At 50.9% G+C, this 17,120-nt stretch carries 18 protein-coding genes and 1 other annotated feature; of the genes, 15 read left to right on the top strand and 3 right to left on the bottom strand.

Going from position 1 to position 17,120, the window contains the following annotated elements; genetic code table 11:
* Positions 1 to 26 precede the first annotated feature (26 nt).
* From KJS63_RS04305 to KJS63_RS04255, 11 genes are all read left to right on the top strand, one after another.
* Entirely contained in the window at positions 27 to 1,229 is a 1,203-nt protein-coding gene (locus KJS63_RS04305) for a DUF58 domain-containing protein (protein WP_244862480.1), read from the top strand.
* Positions 1,222 to 3,438 (top strand): DUF4129 domain-containing transglutaminase family protein, encoded by a 2,217-nt coding sequence (locus tag KJS63_RS04300; RefSeq protein WP_213618051.1) that lies wholly within the window; start codon positions 1,222 to 1,224, stop codon positions 3,436 to 3,438. The genes KJS63_RS04305 and KJS63_RS04300 overlap by 8 nt, the downstream gene beginning before the upstream one ends.
* Positions 3,439 to 3,553: 115 nt before the next feature.
* Entirely contained in the window at positions 3,554 to 4,081 is a 528-nt protein-coding gene (locus tag KJS63_RS04295; RefSeq protein WP_213618050.1) for a YqeG family HAD IIIA-type phosphatase, read from the top strand.
* The gene (gene yqeH, locus KJS63_RS04290; protein ID WP_213618049.1) at positions 4,078 to 5,205 is read left to right on the top strand and encodes a ribosome biogenesis GTPase YqeH; all 1,128 of its coding nucleotides are present in this window, start codon (positions 4,078 to 4,080) and stop codon (positions 5,203 to 5,205) included. The genes KJS63_RS04295 and yqeH overlap by 4 nt, the downstream gene beginning before the upstream one ends.
* Positions 5,206 to 5,254: 49 nt before the next feature.
* The gene (gene aroE, locus KJS63_RS04285) at positions 5,255 to 6,115 is read left to right on the top strand and encodes a shikimate dehydrogenase (protein ID WP_213618048.1); all 861 of its coding nucleotides are present in this window, start codon (positions 5,255 to 5,257) and stop codon (positions 6,113 to 6,115) included.
* Between the two features lie 286 nt (positions 6,116 to 6,401).
* Positions 6,402 to 6,698 (top strand): ribosome assembly RNA-binding protein YhbY, encoded by a 297-nt coding sequence (gene yhbY / locus KJS63_RS04280; RefSeq protein WP_068616147.1) that lies wholly within the window; start codon positions 6,402 to 6,404, stop codon positions 6,696 to 6,698.
* 20 nt (positions 6,699 to 6,718) lie between these two features.
* A complete protein-coding gene (locus tag KJS63_RS04275) occupies positions 6,719 to 7,324 on the top strand; it encodes a nicotinate-nucleotide adenylyltransferase (RefSeq protein ID WP_213618047.1) in 606 nt (201 codons plus the stop codon).
* Positions 7,296 to 7,865 (top strand): bis(5'-nucleosyl)-tetraphosphatase (symmetrical) YqeK, encoded by a 570-nt coding sequence (gene yqeK / locus KJS63_RS04270; protein WP_213618046.1) that lies wholly within the window; start codon positions 7,296 to 7,298, stop codon positions 7,863 to 7,865. Before KJS63_RS04275 ends, yqeK begins: the two co-directional genes overlap by 29 nt.
* Positions 7,866 to 7,913: 48 nt before the next feature.
* Positions 7,914 to 8,261, top strand: coding sequence for a ribosome silencing factor (gene rsfS, locus KJS63_RS04265; RefSeq protein ID WP_068616154.1), 348 nt, complete (start codon positions 7,914 to 7,916; stop codon positions 8,259 to 8,261).
* Positions 8,258 to 9,187 carry a CvfB family protein gene (locus KJS63_RS04260; RefSeq protein WP_213618045.1) on the top strand — a complete coding sequence of 310 codons (930 nt, stop codon included), beginning with the start codon at positions 8,258 to 8,260 and terminating at the stop codon, positions 9,185 to 9,187. Before rsfS ends, KJS63_RS04260 begins: the two co-directional genes overlap by 4 nt.
* Positions 9,188 to 9,216: 29 nt before the next feature.
* Positions 9,217 to 9,990, top strand: coding sequence for a class I SAM-dependent DNA methyltransferase (locus KJS63_RS04255; RefSeq protein ID WP_213618044.1), 774 nt, complete (start codon positions 9,217 to 9,219; stop codon positions 9,988 to 9,990).
* A 138-nt stretch (positions 9,991 to 10,128) separates the two neighbouring features.
* On the opposite strand, the gene KJS63_RS04250 is transcribed toward KJS63_RS04255, so the two are convergent.
* On the bottom strand, positions 10,129 to 10,437 hold the full coding sequence (locus KJS63_RS04250; RefSeq protein WP_213618043.1) for an ArsR/SmtB family transcription factor: 309 nt from the start codon (positions 10,435 to 10,437) through the stop codon (positions 10,129 to 10,131).
* Between the two features lie 253 nt (positions 10,438 to 10,690).
* Between KJS63_RS04250 and KJS63_RS04245 the strand changes: the two genes are divergently transcribed.
* Both KJS63_RS04245 and leuS read left to right on the top strand, forming a co-directional pair.
* Complete coding sequence (locus tag KJS63_RS04245; protein ID WP_306432878.1) at positions 10,691 to 11,971, top strand: methyl-accepting chemotaxis protein; 1,281 nt, start codon at positions 10,691 to 10,693, stop codon at positions 11,969 to 11,971.
* 101 nt (positions 11,972 to 12,072) lie between these two features.
* Positions 12,073 to 12,335 (top strand) — a binding site (T-box leader).
* An 85-nt stretch (positions 12,336 to 12,420) separates the two neighbouring features.
* On the top strand, positions 12,421 to 14,862 hold the full coding sequence (gene leuS / locus KJS63_RS04240) for a leucine--tRNA ligase (RefSeq protein WP_213618041.1): 2,442 nt from the start codon (positions 12,421 to 12,423) through the stop codon (positions 14,860 to 14,862).
* On the opposite strand, the gene comER is transcribed toward leuS, so the two are convergent.
* The gene (comER, locus tag KJS63_RS04235) at positions 14,859 to 15,698 is read right to left on the bottom strand and encodes a late competence protein ComER (RefSeq protein WP_213618330.1); all 840 of its coding nucleotides are present in this window, start codon (positions 15,696 to 15,698) and stop codon (positions 14,859 to 14,861) included. The two genes, leuS and comER, sit on opposite strands and share 4 nt — an antisense overlap.
* A gap of 111 nt (positions 15,699 to 15,809) precedes the next feature.
* Between comER and KJS63_RS04230 the strand changes: the two genes are divergently transcribed.
* Both KJS63_RS04230 and KJS63_RS04225 read left to right on the top strand, forming a co-directional pair.
* A complete protein-coding gene (locus KJS63_RS04230; RefSeq protein WP_213618040.1) occupies positions 15,810 to 16,343 on the top strand; it encodes a ComEA family DNA-binding protein in 534 nt (177 codons plus the stop codon).
* A gap of 18 nt (positions 16,344 to 16,361) precedes the next feature.
* Positions 16,362 to 16,880, top strand: coding sequence for a deoxycytidylate deaminase (locus KJS63_RS04225; protein WP_213618039.1), 519 nt, complete (start codon positions 16,362 to 16,364; stop codon positions 16,878 to 16,880).
* Here KJS63_RS04225 and KJS63_RS04220 read toward each other — a convergent pair.
* The gene (locus KJS63_RS04220; protein ID WP_213618038.1) at positions 16,877 to 17,059 is read right to left on the bottom strand and encodes a hypothetical protein; all 183 of its coding nucleotides are present in this window, start codon (positions 17,057 to 17,059) and stop codon (positions 16,877 to 16,879) included. The genes KJS63_RS04225 and KJS63_RS04220 overlap by 4 nt on opposite strands.
* Positions 17,060 to 17,120: the final 61 nt, after the last annotated feature.

The raw sequence follows: 17,120 nt of genomic DNA, 5'->3' as shown, positions 1-17,120 counted from the left end.
TGTCGGCTTTAAGAGGGGGAAAAGTCGTGAAGAGGCTTTGGAGACCGGCGCTGCTGTGGATCGTATGCCTGATGTACGTGGTTTACCAGGGTGGCAAGACTTCGATCATGCTGTTAATGATGGTATCGGCATTAATGGTGTACTGGCTGTTATGCAGCTTGATTGGCCTTAGAAAAATGCATGGAACACGCTCTCTCTCCATTGAAGGAGGGCAAGGGGGACAGTTGCAGGCTGGGGACCAGGTTCATGTTAGGCTCAGGCTGGAGCAGCGGGGTTGGGTTCCCCATCCATTTATCATTGTGCGGGAAATTCTGAAGAGACAGAACGGAGGCTCTTGGGCCTTTGAGGAAAGCATGATTCCCCGGTTTAGATCCGGGGCGGAAATTTCATTCCAGACTCCTCCTCTAGAACGGGGACGCTACTCGTTCGCGGAAACGGAGTGCAGTGCCCAGGATATCTTCGGTCTCATCAAGCACACAAGGTTGTTCGATTTCAAAGGGGAGTTTTACGTCCTTCCAAGAACGGTGTTCATTCCTTATTGGCATTTGGCTGACCGGAATTCCAGGTTTGCCGGGCCGGAGAATGCTCCGGCCTTGTCCCGCCGGGAAACCACCCAGATTAACGGGGTAAGGGACTATGTATATGGCGATCGTCTATCCCGGATTCACTGGAATGCGACCGCCAAGACAGGGAGCTGGAAGTCGAAGGAATTTGAGCATGAGTCCCTTCCCAAGACCATCTTGGTCCTGGATGCCGGACAGGGCGGGTATCCAGACTCATCGGCTTTTGAGCTGGCTGTCTCTACAGCCGCCTCCCTGTTGGATTACAGTACAAGAGAGCGGATGAGCATCGGTCTCTGCACACTTGGCGCTGCGGTGGAGAATTTTATGCCCGCTAGTCACATAGGGGACCGCAAGCGGATGCTTCAGCATTTGGTGGATATCAAAGCCGACGGATACGGAGAGCTTGCCAGCAGACTTAGCGGTCAACAGGCTCTCTTCTCGCCTGGAAGCTTCTTCGTCCTGATTAGTCCGAGACGGGGGAAGGACGCGCTGGAAGCCCTGATGTGGGCGAAGAGCAGAAGAATGACTCCATACCATATTCTTATTGGTGAAAGGCCGAAGGATGGAGGCTGGCAGGTTGCGTTGAGCTCCAACGGCTTTAGGGGAATTGCAGTTCCTTCCCTACAGGAACTCCCGGTGTCCATGAGAGGAGGACGCAATGAATAGCCGGTTCGGTAAAATACAATATTCCTGGTACTTCATCAGCTGTATTGTATGGGTGCTTATTATGTCTGCCCAATGGATTTCTTTTGTGAAGCCGATTTGGTATGAGGAGACCTCTGTCCTTGTCCTGGATATCCTGATTGCTGCTGCGGCCGCTGAGGTGGTCCTTCCTTTCCGCAGATGGCTGAAGTGGGGGGTGAAAATAGCAGCGGTGGTTCTTATCCACTATTGGGTGCTGCAGAACTTTAATGTTCTTGCCTCAGATGGCCCGCTTCTGCCGGTTGGTATAATCCGGTTCATAAGTCAAGTGGAGCCGTATATTTGGTTCTCGCTTCCCGCCTGGGGTTTATTTGAGCTGGCTATCCGGCTATCGGATTATCGCGGGTTTATTCTGCTCTTTACCGGGATGAATATTCTTGCTTTTGCCATTTTGGATTCATTTACTTCTTACTATCTGTGGCCGCAGGTGGCCTGGACGGTGTTCGCTGGCTTGAGCTGGCTGGTCTGCTTTCATTTCCGGAAGTACCAGATGAAATACCCTCAAGGTTGGAGGCATTTGCGCCTGTATCCGTTCCGGGTGGTTACGAATATTGTGATTATTTTTTGCTGTATCCTGCTGCTTGGGATCAGTATGCCGGAAGTTTCGCCTCTTCTGACCGATCCTTATTCAGCCTGGCAAAATATCCAGGGGAACAAATATGAGAAGCAGGATGAGCCAGAATCCAAGCCTCAGGATTCTGCTTCGGGTTACAGCAGGGATGATTCGAAGCTGGGCGGAGGCTTCAATTTTGACTTCAGTACGGTAATGACGGTAACGTCCCCCAAGAGGACTTACTGGCGTGGCGAAACCCGCAGCTTCTATACCGGTACCGGGTGGCTCAGCCCAAGTAATCCGGATGATCAGAGATATCAGTTCGGCCAGAACGTAGGCGTGAACGGGCCGGGCAGCGAGCTGGGCAGGAAGGTCAAGACCGAGCGGGTGGAGCAGACCTTTGTGATGGCGGGGAAACGGACGTATCCGGTGCTCTTTGGAGCCTATTCCATTTCCAAGATCAATCTGTTAAAGGAAGAGGAACGTCAGAAGGGACCAGACGCTGTATGGAATTGGCGCGATGAATTTATGGCATGGAATGGATTCGGCCTAACCCAGAAGCACGACGGCTATCCGACGACCTACAAAGTGGTCTCTCAAATGCCCATCATCCCACTTGAAAAGCTGAGTAAAGCCAGCTACGACTCGTTATATCAAGGGGCTAATCTAGCCAAGTATACTCAACTTAATCCGGAGTTTCCGGACAGGGTTAAACAGCTGGCGAAAAAAGTGACCGCCGAAGGCAAGACTCCCTATGAGAAGATGGTGCTGCTTCAAGACTACCTCAAGGTGAATTTTAATTATACCAATACACCGGATTTGTCATTAAAGAAGCATGATGATCTGGTAGAAGGTTTTTTGTTTGATATCAAAGAGGGGTACTGTGATTATTTCTCCACATCCATGGTCGTTATGGCCAGATCCATTGGAATTCCGGCACGATGGGTCAAGGGGTTCTCCTCGGGACATCAGAATATTGAAGGACCTGAGCATATGAACAGGGAGCCCGAAGGGCCGTACACAGTTACCAATGCCGACGCCCATTCCTGGGCAGAGGTTTATTTCGGTGAAGATTATGGATGGGTGACATTTGAGGCGACTCCAGGCTTTGATCTCCCGCTAAATGTCAGCGAGGATAAGCCAGCCGTGGCTCCGGTTAAACCTGAGGTAAGCCCCCCGGTTAAGAAAACCCCGGAACCCGCATCGAAGCAAGAGGACAGCTCCTCTTACATTGGCTGGCTTGCAGCTGCACTGGGAACAGCGATTGTGATCGCTGCAGGATACTTGGCTTGGAAATACCGCAATGCCCTGTACTATACTCTTCTTCGCCTTCGCAAAGGACGCGAACTAACCTCAGGCGAGAAAATCATAACCGAAACCAACCGCTGGCTGGGACATATCAGAAAGTGGGGCTTCGGAAGGGAAGCTCATGAGACGCTTCGGGAAGTGATTACACGCTGGAAGCAGGATGCGCCGATGCTGGAGGCCTCCTTTAATGAGCTGCTGGCTCAATTTGAGAAAGCAAAATACAGCCCGGAGCAGGTGAATGACCAGGACTGGAGAAAGATCCAATCCATGCTTCAAGACATCACCCGCACAATCAAAAAGATCTATTCGTAGTGAATCCGTTCAACGGATTCTGATCTTCCCCGGAAGCTTAGTTCCGGGGGTTTTTCCTTTTTTACTATAAAGAAAGATTATGGTATAGTTTGTCGTAGAAACTGAGGTGACGTCATTGTTTGAGAAGTTGATGCCCAAACTGCGGGTGAACACAGTATTCGATATTGATTTGGAAGGGCTTTACGCTTCAGGCTACCGGGCCATTATCACAGACCTGGACAACACGCTTGTGGGTGCCAAAGAACCATCAGCCACCCCGATCCTTATAGAGTGGTTTGAAAAAGTAAAGCAGCATGGTTTTAAACTTGTGATCGTGTCAAACAATAATTTGGGAAGGGTGTCCACATTCGCCACCCCTTTAAATATTGAGTTCATTCACAAAGCCAGGAAGCCATCCAATCTTCCTTTTCATAAAGCACTCGGGCTGCTTGGTTTCAAACCGAGCGAAACGATCGTAGTTGGAGATCAGCTGCTGACCGATGTGTATGGAGGGAACCGGATGGGACTGTACACCGTGCTTGTGCAGCCCATTTCTCTTGAAGACGAAGGTTTCGGTACCCGGTTCAACCGCCGGGTGGAGCGAATTGTTCAAAGACGTTTGCGTAAAGTTGGAGTATGGAATGAGGAGGACAAGAACCAATGACAGAAGGACCGCTTATCCCGGAAGGGACGAAGTGCAGCGGGTGCGGCGTGAAGCTGCAGAACGGGGAAGTGAACAAGCCGGGTTACATTCCAGCTCAGGCGCTGGAGCGTGAGCCGGTCATTTGCCAGCGCTGTTTCAGAATTAAGAATTACAATGAATCTTCTTCAGTCACGGTGGAGCAGGATGAGTTCCTAAGGCTGCTCAGCCAGATTGGGGAGAAGGATGCGCTGGTCATTCACATCGTGGACATCTTTGATTTTGAAGGCAGTGTCATCGGTGGGCTCCAGCGGTTTGTGGGCAACAATCCAGTACTGCTGGCCGTTAATAAGATCGATCTGCTGCCTAAGGTGACCAACTGGAACAAGGTGCTGAACTGGGTGCAGAAGCAAGCCAAGGAGCTTGGGCTGCGAACTCAGGATATTATATTCTGCAGCGCCAAGCAGAATAAAGGCTCTGACCGTCTTCTTGAGGCGGTGGAGAAGTACCGCGGCACCCGTGACGTCTATGTGGTGGGCGCGACAAATGTAGGGAAATCCACCTTGATTAACCGGCTGATCCGCGACTTCAGCGACTTGGACCAGGAACTGACCACTTCGCGTTACCCAGGGACAACCTTGGATATGGTAAATATTCCACTGGATGACGGACAGTATATTATTGATACCCCGGGCATTATGTATCCATCCCGCTACAGCGAGCTGGTTGCGCCAAGCGATTTGTCTGTCATTATGGCAGACAAGCCGCTTAAGCCGATTGTGTATCAGCTGAATGAAGGCCAGACCTTGTATTTCGGCGGGTTCGGAAGATTTGATTTCGTTCAGGGAGATCACCAATCGTTCACCTGCTTCGTCAGCGGCAAGGTTCCGATTCACCGCACCAAGCTGGAGCGGGCGGATGAACTGTTCGAGAAGCATGCGGGCGAAATGCTGTCCCCGCCAAACCGGGATGAGATTGAGAAGCTTCCGGCTTGGACAAGGCATGAATTCCGGATTGCACGGGGCAGCAGGCAGGATATCTTTATTTCTGGTTTGGGATGGATCAAGATTAACGGGGAATCCGGCGCAGTAGTTGCTGTGCATGCTCCAAAAGGGATAAAGGTGCTGCTTCGTCCGTCCTTAATTTAGTCGGGCTGGGCGATCGCTATTTCCATTGCTGCGAAAGGGGAGAGACCATATGGTTACAGAGAAGAAGTTGAGATCAGCTCCACTCCTCCTGGGTGTTATGGGGGACCCGATTGCCCATTCCAAGTCTCCGGTAATGCATGAGGCCGCACTTCGGGCGCTCTCCCTGCAGGGAAGCTACGTACCGCTTCATGTAAAGCGCGAACGGCTCGCTCAGGCCGTAGAGGGAATCCGGGCGATGGGGTTTCGGGGGGTAAATGTCACAGTTCCCCATAAAGTGGAGGTTATGAGCCTGCTCGATGATATTGACGACGGTGCTCGCCGGATCGGTGCGGTGAACACCATTGTGAATCAGGATGGGCACTTGACTGGTTACAATACGGACGGGATCGGATATGTCCGTTCCCTGAAGGAGGAAGTCGTCTTCGACCTTAAGGGAAAGACGGTGATTGTCCTCGGAGCAGGGGGAGCCGCACGGGGGATTATTTATGCGCTTCTTCAAGAGGCGCCGGGGCAGATTGTGATTGCCAACCGGACTGCGGATAAAGCTGTGAATTTAGCCAGAGAGTGGTCGGGGCTTGGCAATTTGTCCGGCTGTGCGGTGGCGGATGTGAGGCAGGCCGTAAGCAGGGCAGATGTGCTGATTAATACGACATCCGTCGGGATGCATCCGGATATTCACAGCACGCCGCTGGAGTCTTCATGGATTCCCGAGGGAATTGTCGTCAGTGATTTGATATACAATCCGCTTGAGACGGTGTTCCTCCGGCAGGCGAAGGAACGAGGCTGCCAGATACACGGTGGGCTTGGCATGTTTATTAATCAAGGAGCATATGCGTTTGAATATTGGACAGGAATGTCCGCACCTGCTGAGGTTATGCGCGAAGCGGTGCTTCACAGCTTACAGAATTAGCTATATAAAGCGAACTTAATAAATTAACCGATCTCAGCGGAGAGGCCGAGTGATTCTGAAGAAACAGAGCGTCCGCCTTTGTCTCCGAAATGCCCCTACTTTGACATTTAGTTCAAGCATTTCGGAGGCAGCAGCGGCCTTAAAGAACACTCGGCATCGCAGCGCCCCATAAGGGTAACCTTAATAAGTTCATTTTATATATTTAACAAATATTAAGAATACATCAGCCCGGACGAAGAAGATTGCTTCTACGAAGGTCCGGCTGTTTAAGGAGTTATGAACATATATGCTTACAGGCAAACAAAAACGTTATCTACGCAGTCTCGCCCATCATCTGCAGCCGATCTTTCAGGTAGGCAAGGGGGGGACGAATGAGCAGATTCTTCGTCATATTGATGAAGCTATCGAAACACGGGAGCTCATCAAGTTATCGGTGCTGAACAATTGCATAGAAGACCCGAAGCAGATTGGTCAAGAACTTGCTGAAGGCTCAGGCTCTGAACTTGTGCAGGTGATTGGAAGAACGATTGTGCTTTATAAGGAATCGCGGGAGAACAAGCAGATCGAGCTTCCCAAGAACTAATGCCGAAGGGACTGTAGGTTATGAGGAGAATAGGCATCATGGGTGGGGCTTTTGATCCGATTCACGTGGGACACCTGCTGGTGGCGGAGGCTGCCAGGGACCAGTTCGCACTGGAGGAGGTCTGGTTCATGCCCTCCCACCTTCCTCCGCATAAGCGGAAAGCGGGCGTTAGCGGGCAAATGCGCCTTGAGATGGTGACCGCAGCCATTGCGGGTAATCCAGCATTCAAACCGCTTGATATTGAGCTCAAGCGCGGTGGTATTTCCTATACCATTGATACAATGAAAGAGCTGCAGCGCCTGCATCCGGATATCCGGTTCCACTTCATTATCGGCGCGGACATGATCAACTACCTTCCCAAGTGGGAAGGGATTGAAGAGCTGGTGCGGATGGTGACGTTCATAGGCCTGCAGCGTCCGGGAAGCATGCTGGAGCTGGATTCGCTTCCAGAGTACATTGAAGAAGCGGTTTGTCTGGCGGAGATGCCGCTGGTGGACATTTCCTCAAGCCTGATCCGCAAGCGAATCGCCCGTGGACAGTCAGTCCGCTACATGGTGCCTGAAAGTGTATATGAATACATGATAAGGAGCGGGATTTATGCGGTACAGCAGGGAGGAACTGATTAAAGCGGTCTCTGGCCAAATGCCGGAGAAGCGCTGGAAACATACGGAGGGTGTGATGCACTCCGCTGTGGTTCTGGCTAAGCAGTATGGGGCAGATCCCGTGAAGGCAGATCTTGCGGCCCTGATGCATGATGTGGCTAAGTTCTGGCCTATTGATAAGCAGGAGCGGGTTATCCATGAGAATGATCTGGATCAGGATCTTCTCGCCAATGACAAACAGTTGTGGCACGCGGAAGTCGGCTATCATGTGGCTAGACATGAGTATGGGATTGAGGACGAAGAGATTCTGGATGCTATTCGCTATCATACTTCAGGCCGGGTGGGAATGACCCTGCTGGATAAAGTCATTTGTCTTGCGGATTACATTGAACCGGGAAGAGACTTCCCGGGTGTGAATAATATAAGGGAACTGGCTAATCATAGCCTTGAAGAGGGGCTGGTAGCGGGACTTGACTCCACGATCAGTTTTTTGTTGGAGAAGAGGAAGGTCATCTATCCGCTGACCGTGCTTGCGCGCAATGATTTGGTCCGGCAATTGAAGTGATTTTGTTCTAATGTGAACATCGCTTTTACTATTCTAGGAGGTAAATGAATGACAATAAGCTCAAATGAACTGCTTAACATCGCGATTGAAGCGGCAGACGATAAAAAGGCGGCAAACATCGTGGCCCTGGATTTGAAGGGAATTTCGCTGATTGCGGATTACTTCGTCATCTGCCACGGGAACTCCGATACACAGGTGCAGGCGATCGCTACGGAAATCCGCAAGCGTGCCCACGATGCTGGTGCGAACATCCGAGGGATTGAAGGCATGGACTCGGCCCGCTGGGTGCTGATGGATCTGGGTGATGTAGTGGTCCACATCTTCCATAGGGACGAGCGCGAATATTATAATATTGAGCGTCTGTGGTCGGACGCTAAAGTGGTTGAGACTGTATGAGTCTAATTGCGGGCACTGTAGTCTCCCTTCCGATTGACAGGGAGATCTCACCTTACGGTTTCTTCCTGACCAATGGCTCGGAGGACGTTCTCCTGCATTACACGGAGCTTACCCGGAAGGTGGAGCCGGGGGAGACTGTGGAAGTGTTTCTATTCTATGATACCGAGGACCGTCTCGCGGCGACCATGAAGAAGCCTTATCTTACGCTTGGTGAGCTGGGATTGCTGGAAGTGGCGGATGTCCACCCAAGACTGGGATGTTTTCTGGAGATGGGGCTGGGAAGACAGCTGCTGCTTCCCATCCGGGAGCTGCCGGAATTGAAAGAACTGCATCCGCAGGTGGGCGACAAGGTCTATGTCATCATGGAGCATGACAAGCAGGGACGGCTCAAAGCCAAGGCGGCCGGAGAACAGGAATTGGCTCCGCTTGCTTTCCATGCTCCCACCACATGGAATAACCAGTGGCTGGAGGCCATTGTCTATAAGCCGCTTCAAATGGGAACATTCGTTGTCGTCCAAGGAGGGGTTCTTGGCTTCGGCGCGATCGGCATGATCCATTCTTCAGAGCGCAGCCGTCTGCTCCGACTCGGGGAGCGCGTTCAAGTCCGGGTGGCGCATATCCGGGAGGATGGACGTGTCAATCTCTCTATGGCACCCCGCAAGGAGATCGGCCGCAATGAAGACGCTGAGAAGATTCTGGCGTTCTTGGAGAACCGGCCGGGCGGAGGAATGCCTTATTCGGATGCGACTCCGCCGGATGTGATCAAGCAGCGGTTCGGGATCAGCAAATCGGCGTTCAAACGCGCCATGGGCAAGCTGATGAAAGACGGGAAGATTCGTCAAGAGGAGAACTGGACGTATCTTATCACGGACAAGACAGGGGACAATAATAACCCTGGCCCTGGTGACGGGGACGTTCAGGCTTAAGCTTTGTATGGAAAGCGGGGTTGGATATCATGGCATCCTATCGAAAGTTTGCTTATGTATATGATGAATTAATGGAGGACATGCCCTACCCCGACTGGATCAGATTTGCAAGAGAAGCGTGGCAAAGACACGGCATGCCGAGGACCGTGGTTGAGCTTGGCTGCGGTACGGGCAGCATCACGATTCCTCTGGTCAACTCAGGGTTTGAAGTCACGGGAATGGACTTGTCCCCAGATATGCTGGCTGTGGCCAGGCGTAAGCTGGAGCAGTCCCCCAAAGGCAGCAGACTGTTCCGGGAAGGCTCGGTCCGCTGGGTTCAACAGGACATGCGGGATTGGGAAATGCCGGAGCCGGTGGATTCCGTCATCTCTTTTTGCGATTGTCTTAATTATTTGTTGGAAAAGGAAGACGTGATCCGGACGTTCAAGCGGACCTTTGACGGACTTAAAGCTGGGGGAACGTTTATCTTTGATGTTCATCACCCGAATACCCTTAAGAGGTATGAGGAGGAACAGCCATTTATTTGGGACGAGAAATCAGTCTCCTATATCTGGACCTGTGAGAGAGATGCATTCCGCAATGAGATCGAGCACCATCTGACGATCTTTGCCCGTGAGCAGGAAAGCGGCCAGGACATGTACCGGAGATTCGAGGAAACTCATGTGCAGCGGGCCTATGAGGCGGACTGGCTAAAGCTGGAGCTGCTGAAATGCGGATTCTCCAAAGTAAACTGCTACGCTGACTTTGAATGGGTAGAAGCGGAAGAGGATGCAGCCAGACTCTTTTTCGTGGCGGTAAAATAAATAGTTGAATTAGAAGTCAAGCCGGTCATCTCAAGGATGGCCGGCTGATTTTTTTTCCATGACTTAAGCGTGTAACATATAGGCAGCTGCGCGCCGATACATAATGAGAGCGGCTGCAAGCCTGTAGTAAAGAGGATGCTATAGCTCCTTTCCAATATACTCGGCCAATCGACGGATGGCTTCCTCATTTCTGCGGTAGTACGTCCATTGACCTATGCGTCTAGCTTCAAGCAGTCCGGAGCGTTGAAGCAGGGATAAATATTGAGAGGTGGTGGATTGGGACATCCCCGCCTTCTCTTGAATCTTGCCAACACAGATGCCGTCTTTGAAATCGTGTTCGTCTGATAGAGATCCGCTCGGGAAATTCTGCCCAGGCTCTTTAAGCCATTGCAGGATCTGCAGGCGGGTTTCGTTAGCCAAGGCTTTGAATATCGTCAAATAATCCATGGATTTATTATATTTGTTCTTCCAAAGATGTCAAAGGCCTTATGAATATGGAACATAGAAAAGTCCCCTTTTTTCAATAATTCAACATATTATTGGAAATTGCATCTATATTTAATAGGCAAATAGATTTATAATTAGGAAAATAGTAACAAAATAAACCTGCTTGTTCAACGAAGGGGTGTTACCCGTGAAACGCTGCCGGAGGAACAGCCGGTTGTCCTCCGTCCTGTGCACTCTTTACTAATCTTACGAGGTGAATGTTTTGAAATTGTCGTTAAGCTCTAAAATGGTAGCCGGTTTTATTTTTATTTCCGCCGTAACGTATGGTACAAGCGCTTTCTTTATCTTCTTCTTGAAGTCCTTTCTGGCTTCCTCCCTACAGGATTGGCTTTACATCACCATTATTCTACTGCTTGGCGTGCTGTGGAGCGGGATATTAGGTTATGTGATTTCGAAATGGCTGACCAAGCCGATTGTCCGCTTGGCGGATACGGCAAAAGAAGCCTCCATGGGGAATCTGCTTGTGAAGCTGCCTGAGCGTAAATCCGAAGACGAGATCAAAGTGCTCTATGACGCCTTCGGGGTAATGATCTGTAATATTAAAGAGATCATCCATGATATTTCATCCAGCTCTCAGATTACGTCCAAGAATGCCGAAACTCTAGGTGAGGCCATTACAATGGCAACGGGACAGATCGAATCGATGTCTGTAGTCGTGGATGATATTTATCACGGGGTGGAGAAGCAAAGACTGTCATCAGAGCAATCCTTGCAGATTGCTGATGAGATGCTGAATGAGTTTAAGGCGATGCAGGCCAAATCCGTACAGATGCTTCAGCTTTCAAGTACGATGTCTGATTCGGTTGCCAGCACCAAGAGCACGCTCTCTCATTTAACTGAGGGGATGTCCAAACTGACCTCTTCCTATACGGTGTCCAAGGAGACCGTTGCCCGGTTAGAACAGGAAGCGAGCGATATTGAGGCGATTACAAGCACAGTAAAAGAAATTGCCGAGCAGACACACCTGCTTGCCCTCAATGCTTCCATTGAAGCTTCTAGGGCTGGTGAACACGGTTATGGGTTCGCGGTGGTGGCCCAGGAAATCCGCAAGCTTGCAAGTCAGAGCTCTGAATCCGTACTGCAAATTACAGAACTGATCAGCCGGGTCCAGTCTAAAGTAAGCGAGACGGTAGAGCTGATTAATCAACAGACCGCATTGGTTCAAAAGGAATCGGTTCACACCCAATCGGCAGCAGCAACGCTGGATCAACTGTTCGGTATTGCAGAGCGCTTTGTGGAAGCGGTTAACTTAATCGAGTCCACGGTGTCCGCACAGACTCAAAGGGTGGAACGGACTCATCAGAGCGCGAACGAAATTCTAATCATGACAAACACCTTCTCTGAAGGAGCTAAGATGATCTCAAACACAGCTCATGAGGAAACGGCGATTATGGAAGAAATTACATCCTCATCCGAGGAATTAATGGTGCTTACGAATAAACTGTTTGAGAAGACTAAGGCTTTCCAAGTCTAATATTGGTTCCCTCTTTTTGTCCCAAACAAGTGGCCCCTTAGAGAGCTGCGGCATTGACGTCAAGGGAAGTTATGCATATAATTATGGGTAATTAAATGGATATTTGAACTATGATGAGGAACAGTAATTCAGAACAATTCACCCAGAGAGCCGGTGGGGGTGCGAACCGGTTGATGAGTCTGTAATGAACTCGCCTCGGAGTTATGATGCAAGCTTCGGATTGTGCCGGGGGATGCCCCCATGGCAAGTCCAAGTGAACATTCATCGTTACACCCGCGTTAAGGGTGCTAAAGTGAGCGCAGGCAAAGCATGCTTTTCGCGCTAACTAGGGTGGTACCACGGGAATATTCCTCTCGTCCCTAGCGGTAATAACGCTATGGATTGAGAGGTTTTTTTGTGAACAGACATGTACAAGGTACAGAGCTGTGTATTTCTAAGGAGGATTTTCTATGACAGACAAAAACGTAACGAATCACGGTTATCATCCGCAAGCGATTGAGCCGAAATGGCAGGCTTATTGGGATGAGCACCAGACCTTCAAGACCCGGGAGGATGCCGGCAAGCCGAAATTTTACGCACTGGATATGTTCCCGTATCCCTCAGGAGCGGGTCTGCACGTAGGGCACCCGGAGGGATATACAGCCACAGATATCGTATCCCGTTATAAGCGGATGCGCGGCTACAATGTTCTTCATCCAATGGGCTGGGACGCATTCGGTCTTCCTGCGGAGCAGCACGCACTGGATACAGGAGAACATCCCCGCCATATTACCGTGAAGAATATTGACAACTTCCGCCGCCAGATTAAGTCCCTCGGATTCTCGTATGACTGGGATAGAGAGATCAGTACGACAGACCCTGAATATTATAAATGGACACAGTGGATCTTCATCCAGCTGTACAACAAAGGTTTGGCTTATGTCGCGGAGGTACCGGTTAACTGGTGTCCGGCACTGGGTACCGTGCTTGCTAACGAAGAGGTTATCGACGGTCTGAGCGAGCGCGGCGGACACCCGGTTATCCGCAAGCCGATGCGCCAATGGGTGCTCAAGATTACGGAATATGCGGAGCGGCTCCTTGAAGACCTGGAGGATCTGGATTGGTCCGAGAGCATTAAGGATATGCAGCGGAACTGGATTGGCAAGTCTAAGGGAGCTGAGGTTGATTTTGCGATTGAAGGGCATGAGGCTTCGCTAACTGTATTCACGACACGGCCGGATACTTTGTTCGGCGCGAGCTATGCGGTGCTTGCTCCTGAGCACGCTCTGGTGGACACGATTACGACCGAAGACCGCCGGGAAGCTGTAAAGGCCTATCAGGAACAGGCCGCACGCAAGAGCGATCTGGAGCGTACAGACCTTGCCAAGGAGAAGAGTGGTGTCTTCACCGGCGCTTACGCGATAAATCCGGTAAATGGCGCGAAGCTGCCGATCTGGATCGCGGATTACGTTCTGGCGGGTTATGGAACGGGTGCGATTATGGCCGTACCGGGTCATGACGAGCGGGATTATGAATTCGCCAAGCAGTTTGATCTCCCTATTATCGAGGTAGTATCCGGTGGTGACCTCAGCAAGGAGGCTTATGCCGGTGACGGGGAGCATATCAATTCGGACTTCCTGAATGGGCTGAATAATGAGGAAGCGATCAAGAAAGCCATCGCCTGGCTTGAAGAGCAGGGGAAAGGGAAAGGCAAGGTAACTTACCGTCTGCGTGATTGGCTGTTCAGCCGCCAGCGGTATTGGGGAGAGCCGATTCCGATTCTTCATTTGGAAGACGGCACGATGAAGCCGGTTCCTGTGGACCAGCTCCCATTAGTGCTTCCAGAAGTGGATCAGATCAAACCATCGGGTACTGGAGAGTCACCTCTGGCGAATGTGACGGAATGGGTGAACACGACCGATCCGGAAACTGGCCTTCCGGCACGCCGTGAGACCAATACTATGCCGCAATGGGCAGGCAGCTGCTGGTACTATCTCCGGTTCATTGACCCTCATAATGATAAGGAGCTTTGTTCGCCAGAGAAGCAGAAGGAATGGCTTCCGGTTGATCTGTACATCGGTGGTGCCGAACATGCGGTGCTTCACTTGCTGTATGCCCGGTTCTGGCACAAGGTGCTGTACGATCTTGGCGTAGTTTCCACCAAGGAACCGTTCCACAAGCTGGTTAACCAGGGAATGATTCTTGGCACCAACAATGAGAAGATGAGTAAATCCCGCGGGAACGTCATCAATCCGGATGAAATTGTGAGTGAGTTCGGTGCGGATACGCTGCGCATCTATGAAATGTTCATGGGGCCGCTTGAGGCAACCAAACCTTGGAATTCGAATGGTGTGGAAGGCACTTACCGTTTCTTGTCCCGGGTATGGCGTCTGTTTATCGGGGAGGACGGAGCAATCAGTCCGAAGATCGTAGATGGAGAGGGCAGCGATGACTTCAAGCGCACCTGGCACAAGACCATCAAGAAAGTTACAGAGGACTTGGAAGGACTCCGTTTCAATACCGCGATCAGCCAGCTGATGATCTTTATTAATGAAGCATACAAGACAGATGTTGTTCCTAAGGCAGCGGCTGCGAACTTCGTACAGCTTCTCTCACCGCTCGCGCCGCATATCGCTGAAGAATTGTGGCAGCGTCTGGGCCACAATGAAAGTGTAACCTATGTTCCATGGCCGGCTTACGATGAAGCCTGGACCGTGGATGCTGAAGTAGAAATTGTTGTACAGGTGAACGGTAAGATTGTAGACCGGGCCAAAATTGCCAAAGATCTGGACCAGGCAGCGATGCAGGAGTTCACGATGGAGCTTCCAAACGTGAAGCGGGCGATTGAAGGCAAGACGATCCGCAAGGTGATTGCCGTTCCGGGTAAACTTGTAAATATTGTAGCCGGTTAATCCAGCGTCTCTTCGGTCCCGCTGAAGAGGGTATCCAGCTTCGCCAGATCATGTTTATGTTTACTGGCTGTGGCCTGGATCAGCTCTGGAAATACTGATGATAAATGCTGCTTGAGTACGGAAAGGCCTTCCGCAGTTACACCGCCGGGGACAGCAACTCTCTGCCTAAGTTGTTCGGGAGAGAACCCCCCTTCGGTAAGGAGACGGCCCGTACCAAGCAGCATTTGTGCTCCTAATTGAATGGCGGCCTGGCGGGATATCCCGGTCAGGTCGGCAGCAGAATCAGCCCAGAGCTGAAGAATATAGGCTAGAAACGCCGGACCACAGCTGGAAATATCCGAGGCTGCCCGGACATGCTCTTCCGGGGTGAGCACAGGGATGCCTACGGAGGAGATAAGCTGTTCCAGCAGGAGCCGGTCTTCGGGCTGAATTCGCTGACCATACATGCACAGGGAGGCGCCGCTTAACACGGAGTGGGTAATGCTCGGGATAATCTTGGCCACCTTGGAGGGCAATATCTTTTCCAGATGGTTGATTAGAACGGGACTTGTAATAGAAACAACAATTTGCTTGGGATTTAGTGAACTTTGAATTTCAGTTAAGACACCATGGAATTCCAGTGGTTTAATGCACAGGAATATAATATCGCTATTCAGAACGGTTTGGACGTTGCTGTCCGTTGCTTTAAGCCCCGGATATCTCGCTGCAAGGCGTTCACTCCGGACACCAGACCGGCTGCTTGCTGTAATCTGCCGAGGTTGTAAGGCTCCGGAACGGAGAAATGACTCAATGAGAAGACTTCCCATGCTTCCTGTTCCGATGAATCCTATTTTCATCACAGATATCTCTCCTTCTGCGCGAAGGCGCGGCTCGTCGTTTACAATGTATGCGGCTCAGACAGATATTCATGACTACGAATTTATAGATTCAGGATTGGAGATGGAAGGATGGTTCGAAAGACACTGGTTACAGCAGTTGTATCTGCTATAGCAGGGGCTGGTCTAATGCTGTTTGCTGTAGGAGGAAGGGGGCCGTCAGGACTGGATGGCTGGGTGCCGGTCAACCCACAGGTTGCTGAGGCGTTGGACTCCAAGGAGAGCTCTGAACGTAATCGTATTGCTGAGGAGCGGCCTAAGACGAGTTCTGAAAATATCAGATCGGGCAAATCTTCTAAGGGCGAGGAAGCGGCTGGTGGAGCTGGGCCCATCAGTAGGCCAGGTGAGTCTTCTTCCGAAAAGAAGGCTGAGGAAAGGAATACGGGCAAATCAGTGGAGGAGGCCCCGTCCGGTAAGCTGATTAGTATTAACAAGGCTGATCTTGCGGGTCTTCAGAATATTCCGGGGATCGGTGCGAAAAAGGCCGCGGCTATAGTAGAATACAGGGACAAGCATGGGGATTTCAAGAAGGTGTCCGATCTCACTCAGGTCAAAGGCATTGGCCCCAAGATGTTAGAAAAAATGAAGCCTTATATCGAACTATAGGATAGGAGAATGGAGAAGATGAATCCAGATATGCGAAAAGACTGGGATACCTATTTCATGGATATTGCTTATATGGTTTCTACCCGCTCGCGGTGCAGCAGACGCCATGTTGGCTCTGTGCTGGTTCAGGGCAAAAAGCTGCTCGGCACTGCTTATAACGGGGCTCCTTCTGGAGTGCCTGATTGTTCCGAGGCCGGCTGCATGATTGTGGAGGAATATGAAATGCGCCAGGTGGATGGCCAGGAACAGATGGTGAAGAAGCAGCGGTGCATCCGGACCATTCATGCGGAACAGAACCTACTACTGTTCACAGACCGGATTGATCGTGAAGGCTCCAGTGTCTATGTCACGGATCAGCCATGCTGGACCTGTGCCAATATGCTGGCCAACAGCGGTATTGTTGAAATTGTGTTTCACCGTCCGTATCCCAAAGATTCAGAGAAGGTCAAGGCGATGATGGGACAGAAGGGAATTCTGTTCAGACAGCTGGAGGCGTATAACCCTCCGCCGGAGACGGTGCAAGGGGTTAGGGACTAGTCAAATCTCTGTGCAAATTTTACAACTTGGAACCGGAAAGGTTTGAACAACTCATAATGATGCAAGAGGAAGAACCTCATCCTGCTTTGAGCGGGAGGAGGTTCTTTTTGCTGCTCTGGTTGCTGCTCTGGTTGCTGCTCATCTTGCTGCTCATCTTGCTGTTCCACTAATTGTTTCACTGGTTGTTCCGGTTCCTGTTCCGGTGTCTGAGAGTACACTATGACGGAAGCGATGATTAAA

This window comes from Paenibacillus sp. J22TS3, from assembly GCF_018403205.1.
Taxonomy (GTDB): domain Bacteria; phylum Bacillota; class Bacilli; order Paenibacillales; family Paenibacillaceae; genus Fontibacillus; species Fontibacillus tuaregi.
This window is presented reverse-complemented; position numbering and strand designations above follow the sequence as displayed.

Excerpts from the sequence above, each read along its gene's own strand:
- KJS63_RS04300 (WP_213618051.1), top strand. The coding sequence starts at position 1,222 with ATGAATAGCCGGTTCGGTAAAATACAATATTCCTGGTACTTCATCAGC.
- yqeH (WP_213618049.1), top strand. The coding sequence starts at position 4,078 with ATGACAGAAGGACCGCTTATCCCGGAAGGGACGAAGTGCAGCGGGTGC.
- aroE (WP_213618048.1), top strand. The coding sequence starts at position 5,255 with ATGGTTACAGAGAAGAAGTTGAGATCAGCTCCACTCCTCCTGGGTGTT.
- yhbY (WP_068616147.1), top strand. The coding sequence starts at position 6,402 with ATGCTTACAGGCAAACAAAAACGTTATCTACGCAGTCTCGCCCATCAT.
- KJS63_RS04275 (WP_213618047.1), top strand. The coding sequence starts at position 6,719 with ATGAGGAGAATAGGCATCATGGGTGGGGCTTTTGATCCGATTCACGTG.
- yqeK (WP_213618046.1), top strand. The coding sequence starts at position 7,296 with ATGCGGTACAGCAGGGAGGAACTGATTAAAGCGGTCTCTGGCCAAATG.
- rsfS (WP_068616154.1), top strand. The coding sequence starts at position 7,914 with ATGACAATAAGCTCAAATGAACTGCTTAACATCGCGATTGAAGCGGCA.
- KJS63_RS04260 (WP_213618045.1), top strand. The coding sequence starts at position 8,258 with ATGAGTCTAATTGCGGGCACTGTAGTCTCCCTTCCGATTGACAGGGAG.
- KJS63_RS04255 (WP_213618044.1), top strand. The coding sequence starts at position 9,217 with ATGGCATCCTATCGAAAGTTTGCTTATGTATATGATGAATTAATGGAG.
- KJS63_RS04250 (WP_213618043.1), bottom strand. The coding sequence starts at position 10,437 with ATGGATTATTTGACGATATTCAAAGCCTTGGCTAACGAAACCCGCCTG.
- leuS (WP_213618041.1), top strand. The coding sequence starts at position 12,421 with ATGACAGACAAAAACGTAACGAATCACGGTTATCATCCGCAAGCGATT.
- comER (WP_213618330.1), bottom strand. The coding sequence starts at position 15,698 with ATGAAAATAGGATTCATCGGAACAGGAAGCATGGGAAGTCTTCTCATT.
- KJS63_RS04230 (WP_213618040.1), top strand. The coding sequence starts at position 15,810 with ATGGTTCGAAAGACACTGGTTACAGCAGTTGTATCTGCTATAGCAGGG.
- KJS63_RS04225 (WP_213618039.1), top strand. The coding sequence starts at position 16,362 with ATGAATCCAGATATGCGAAAAGACTGGGATACCTATTTCATGGATATT.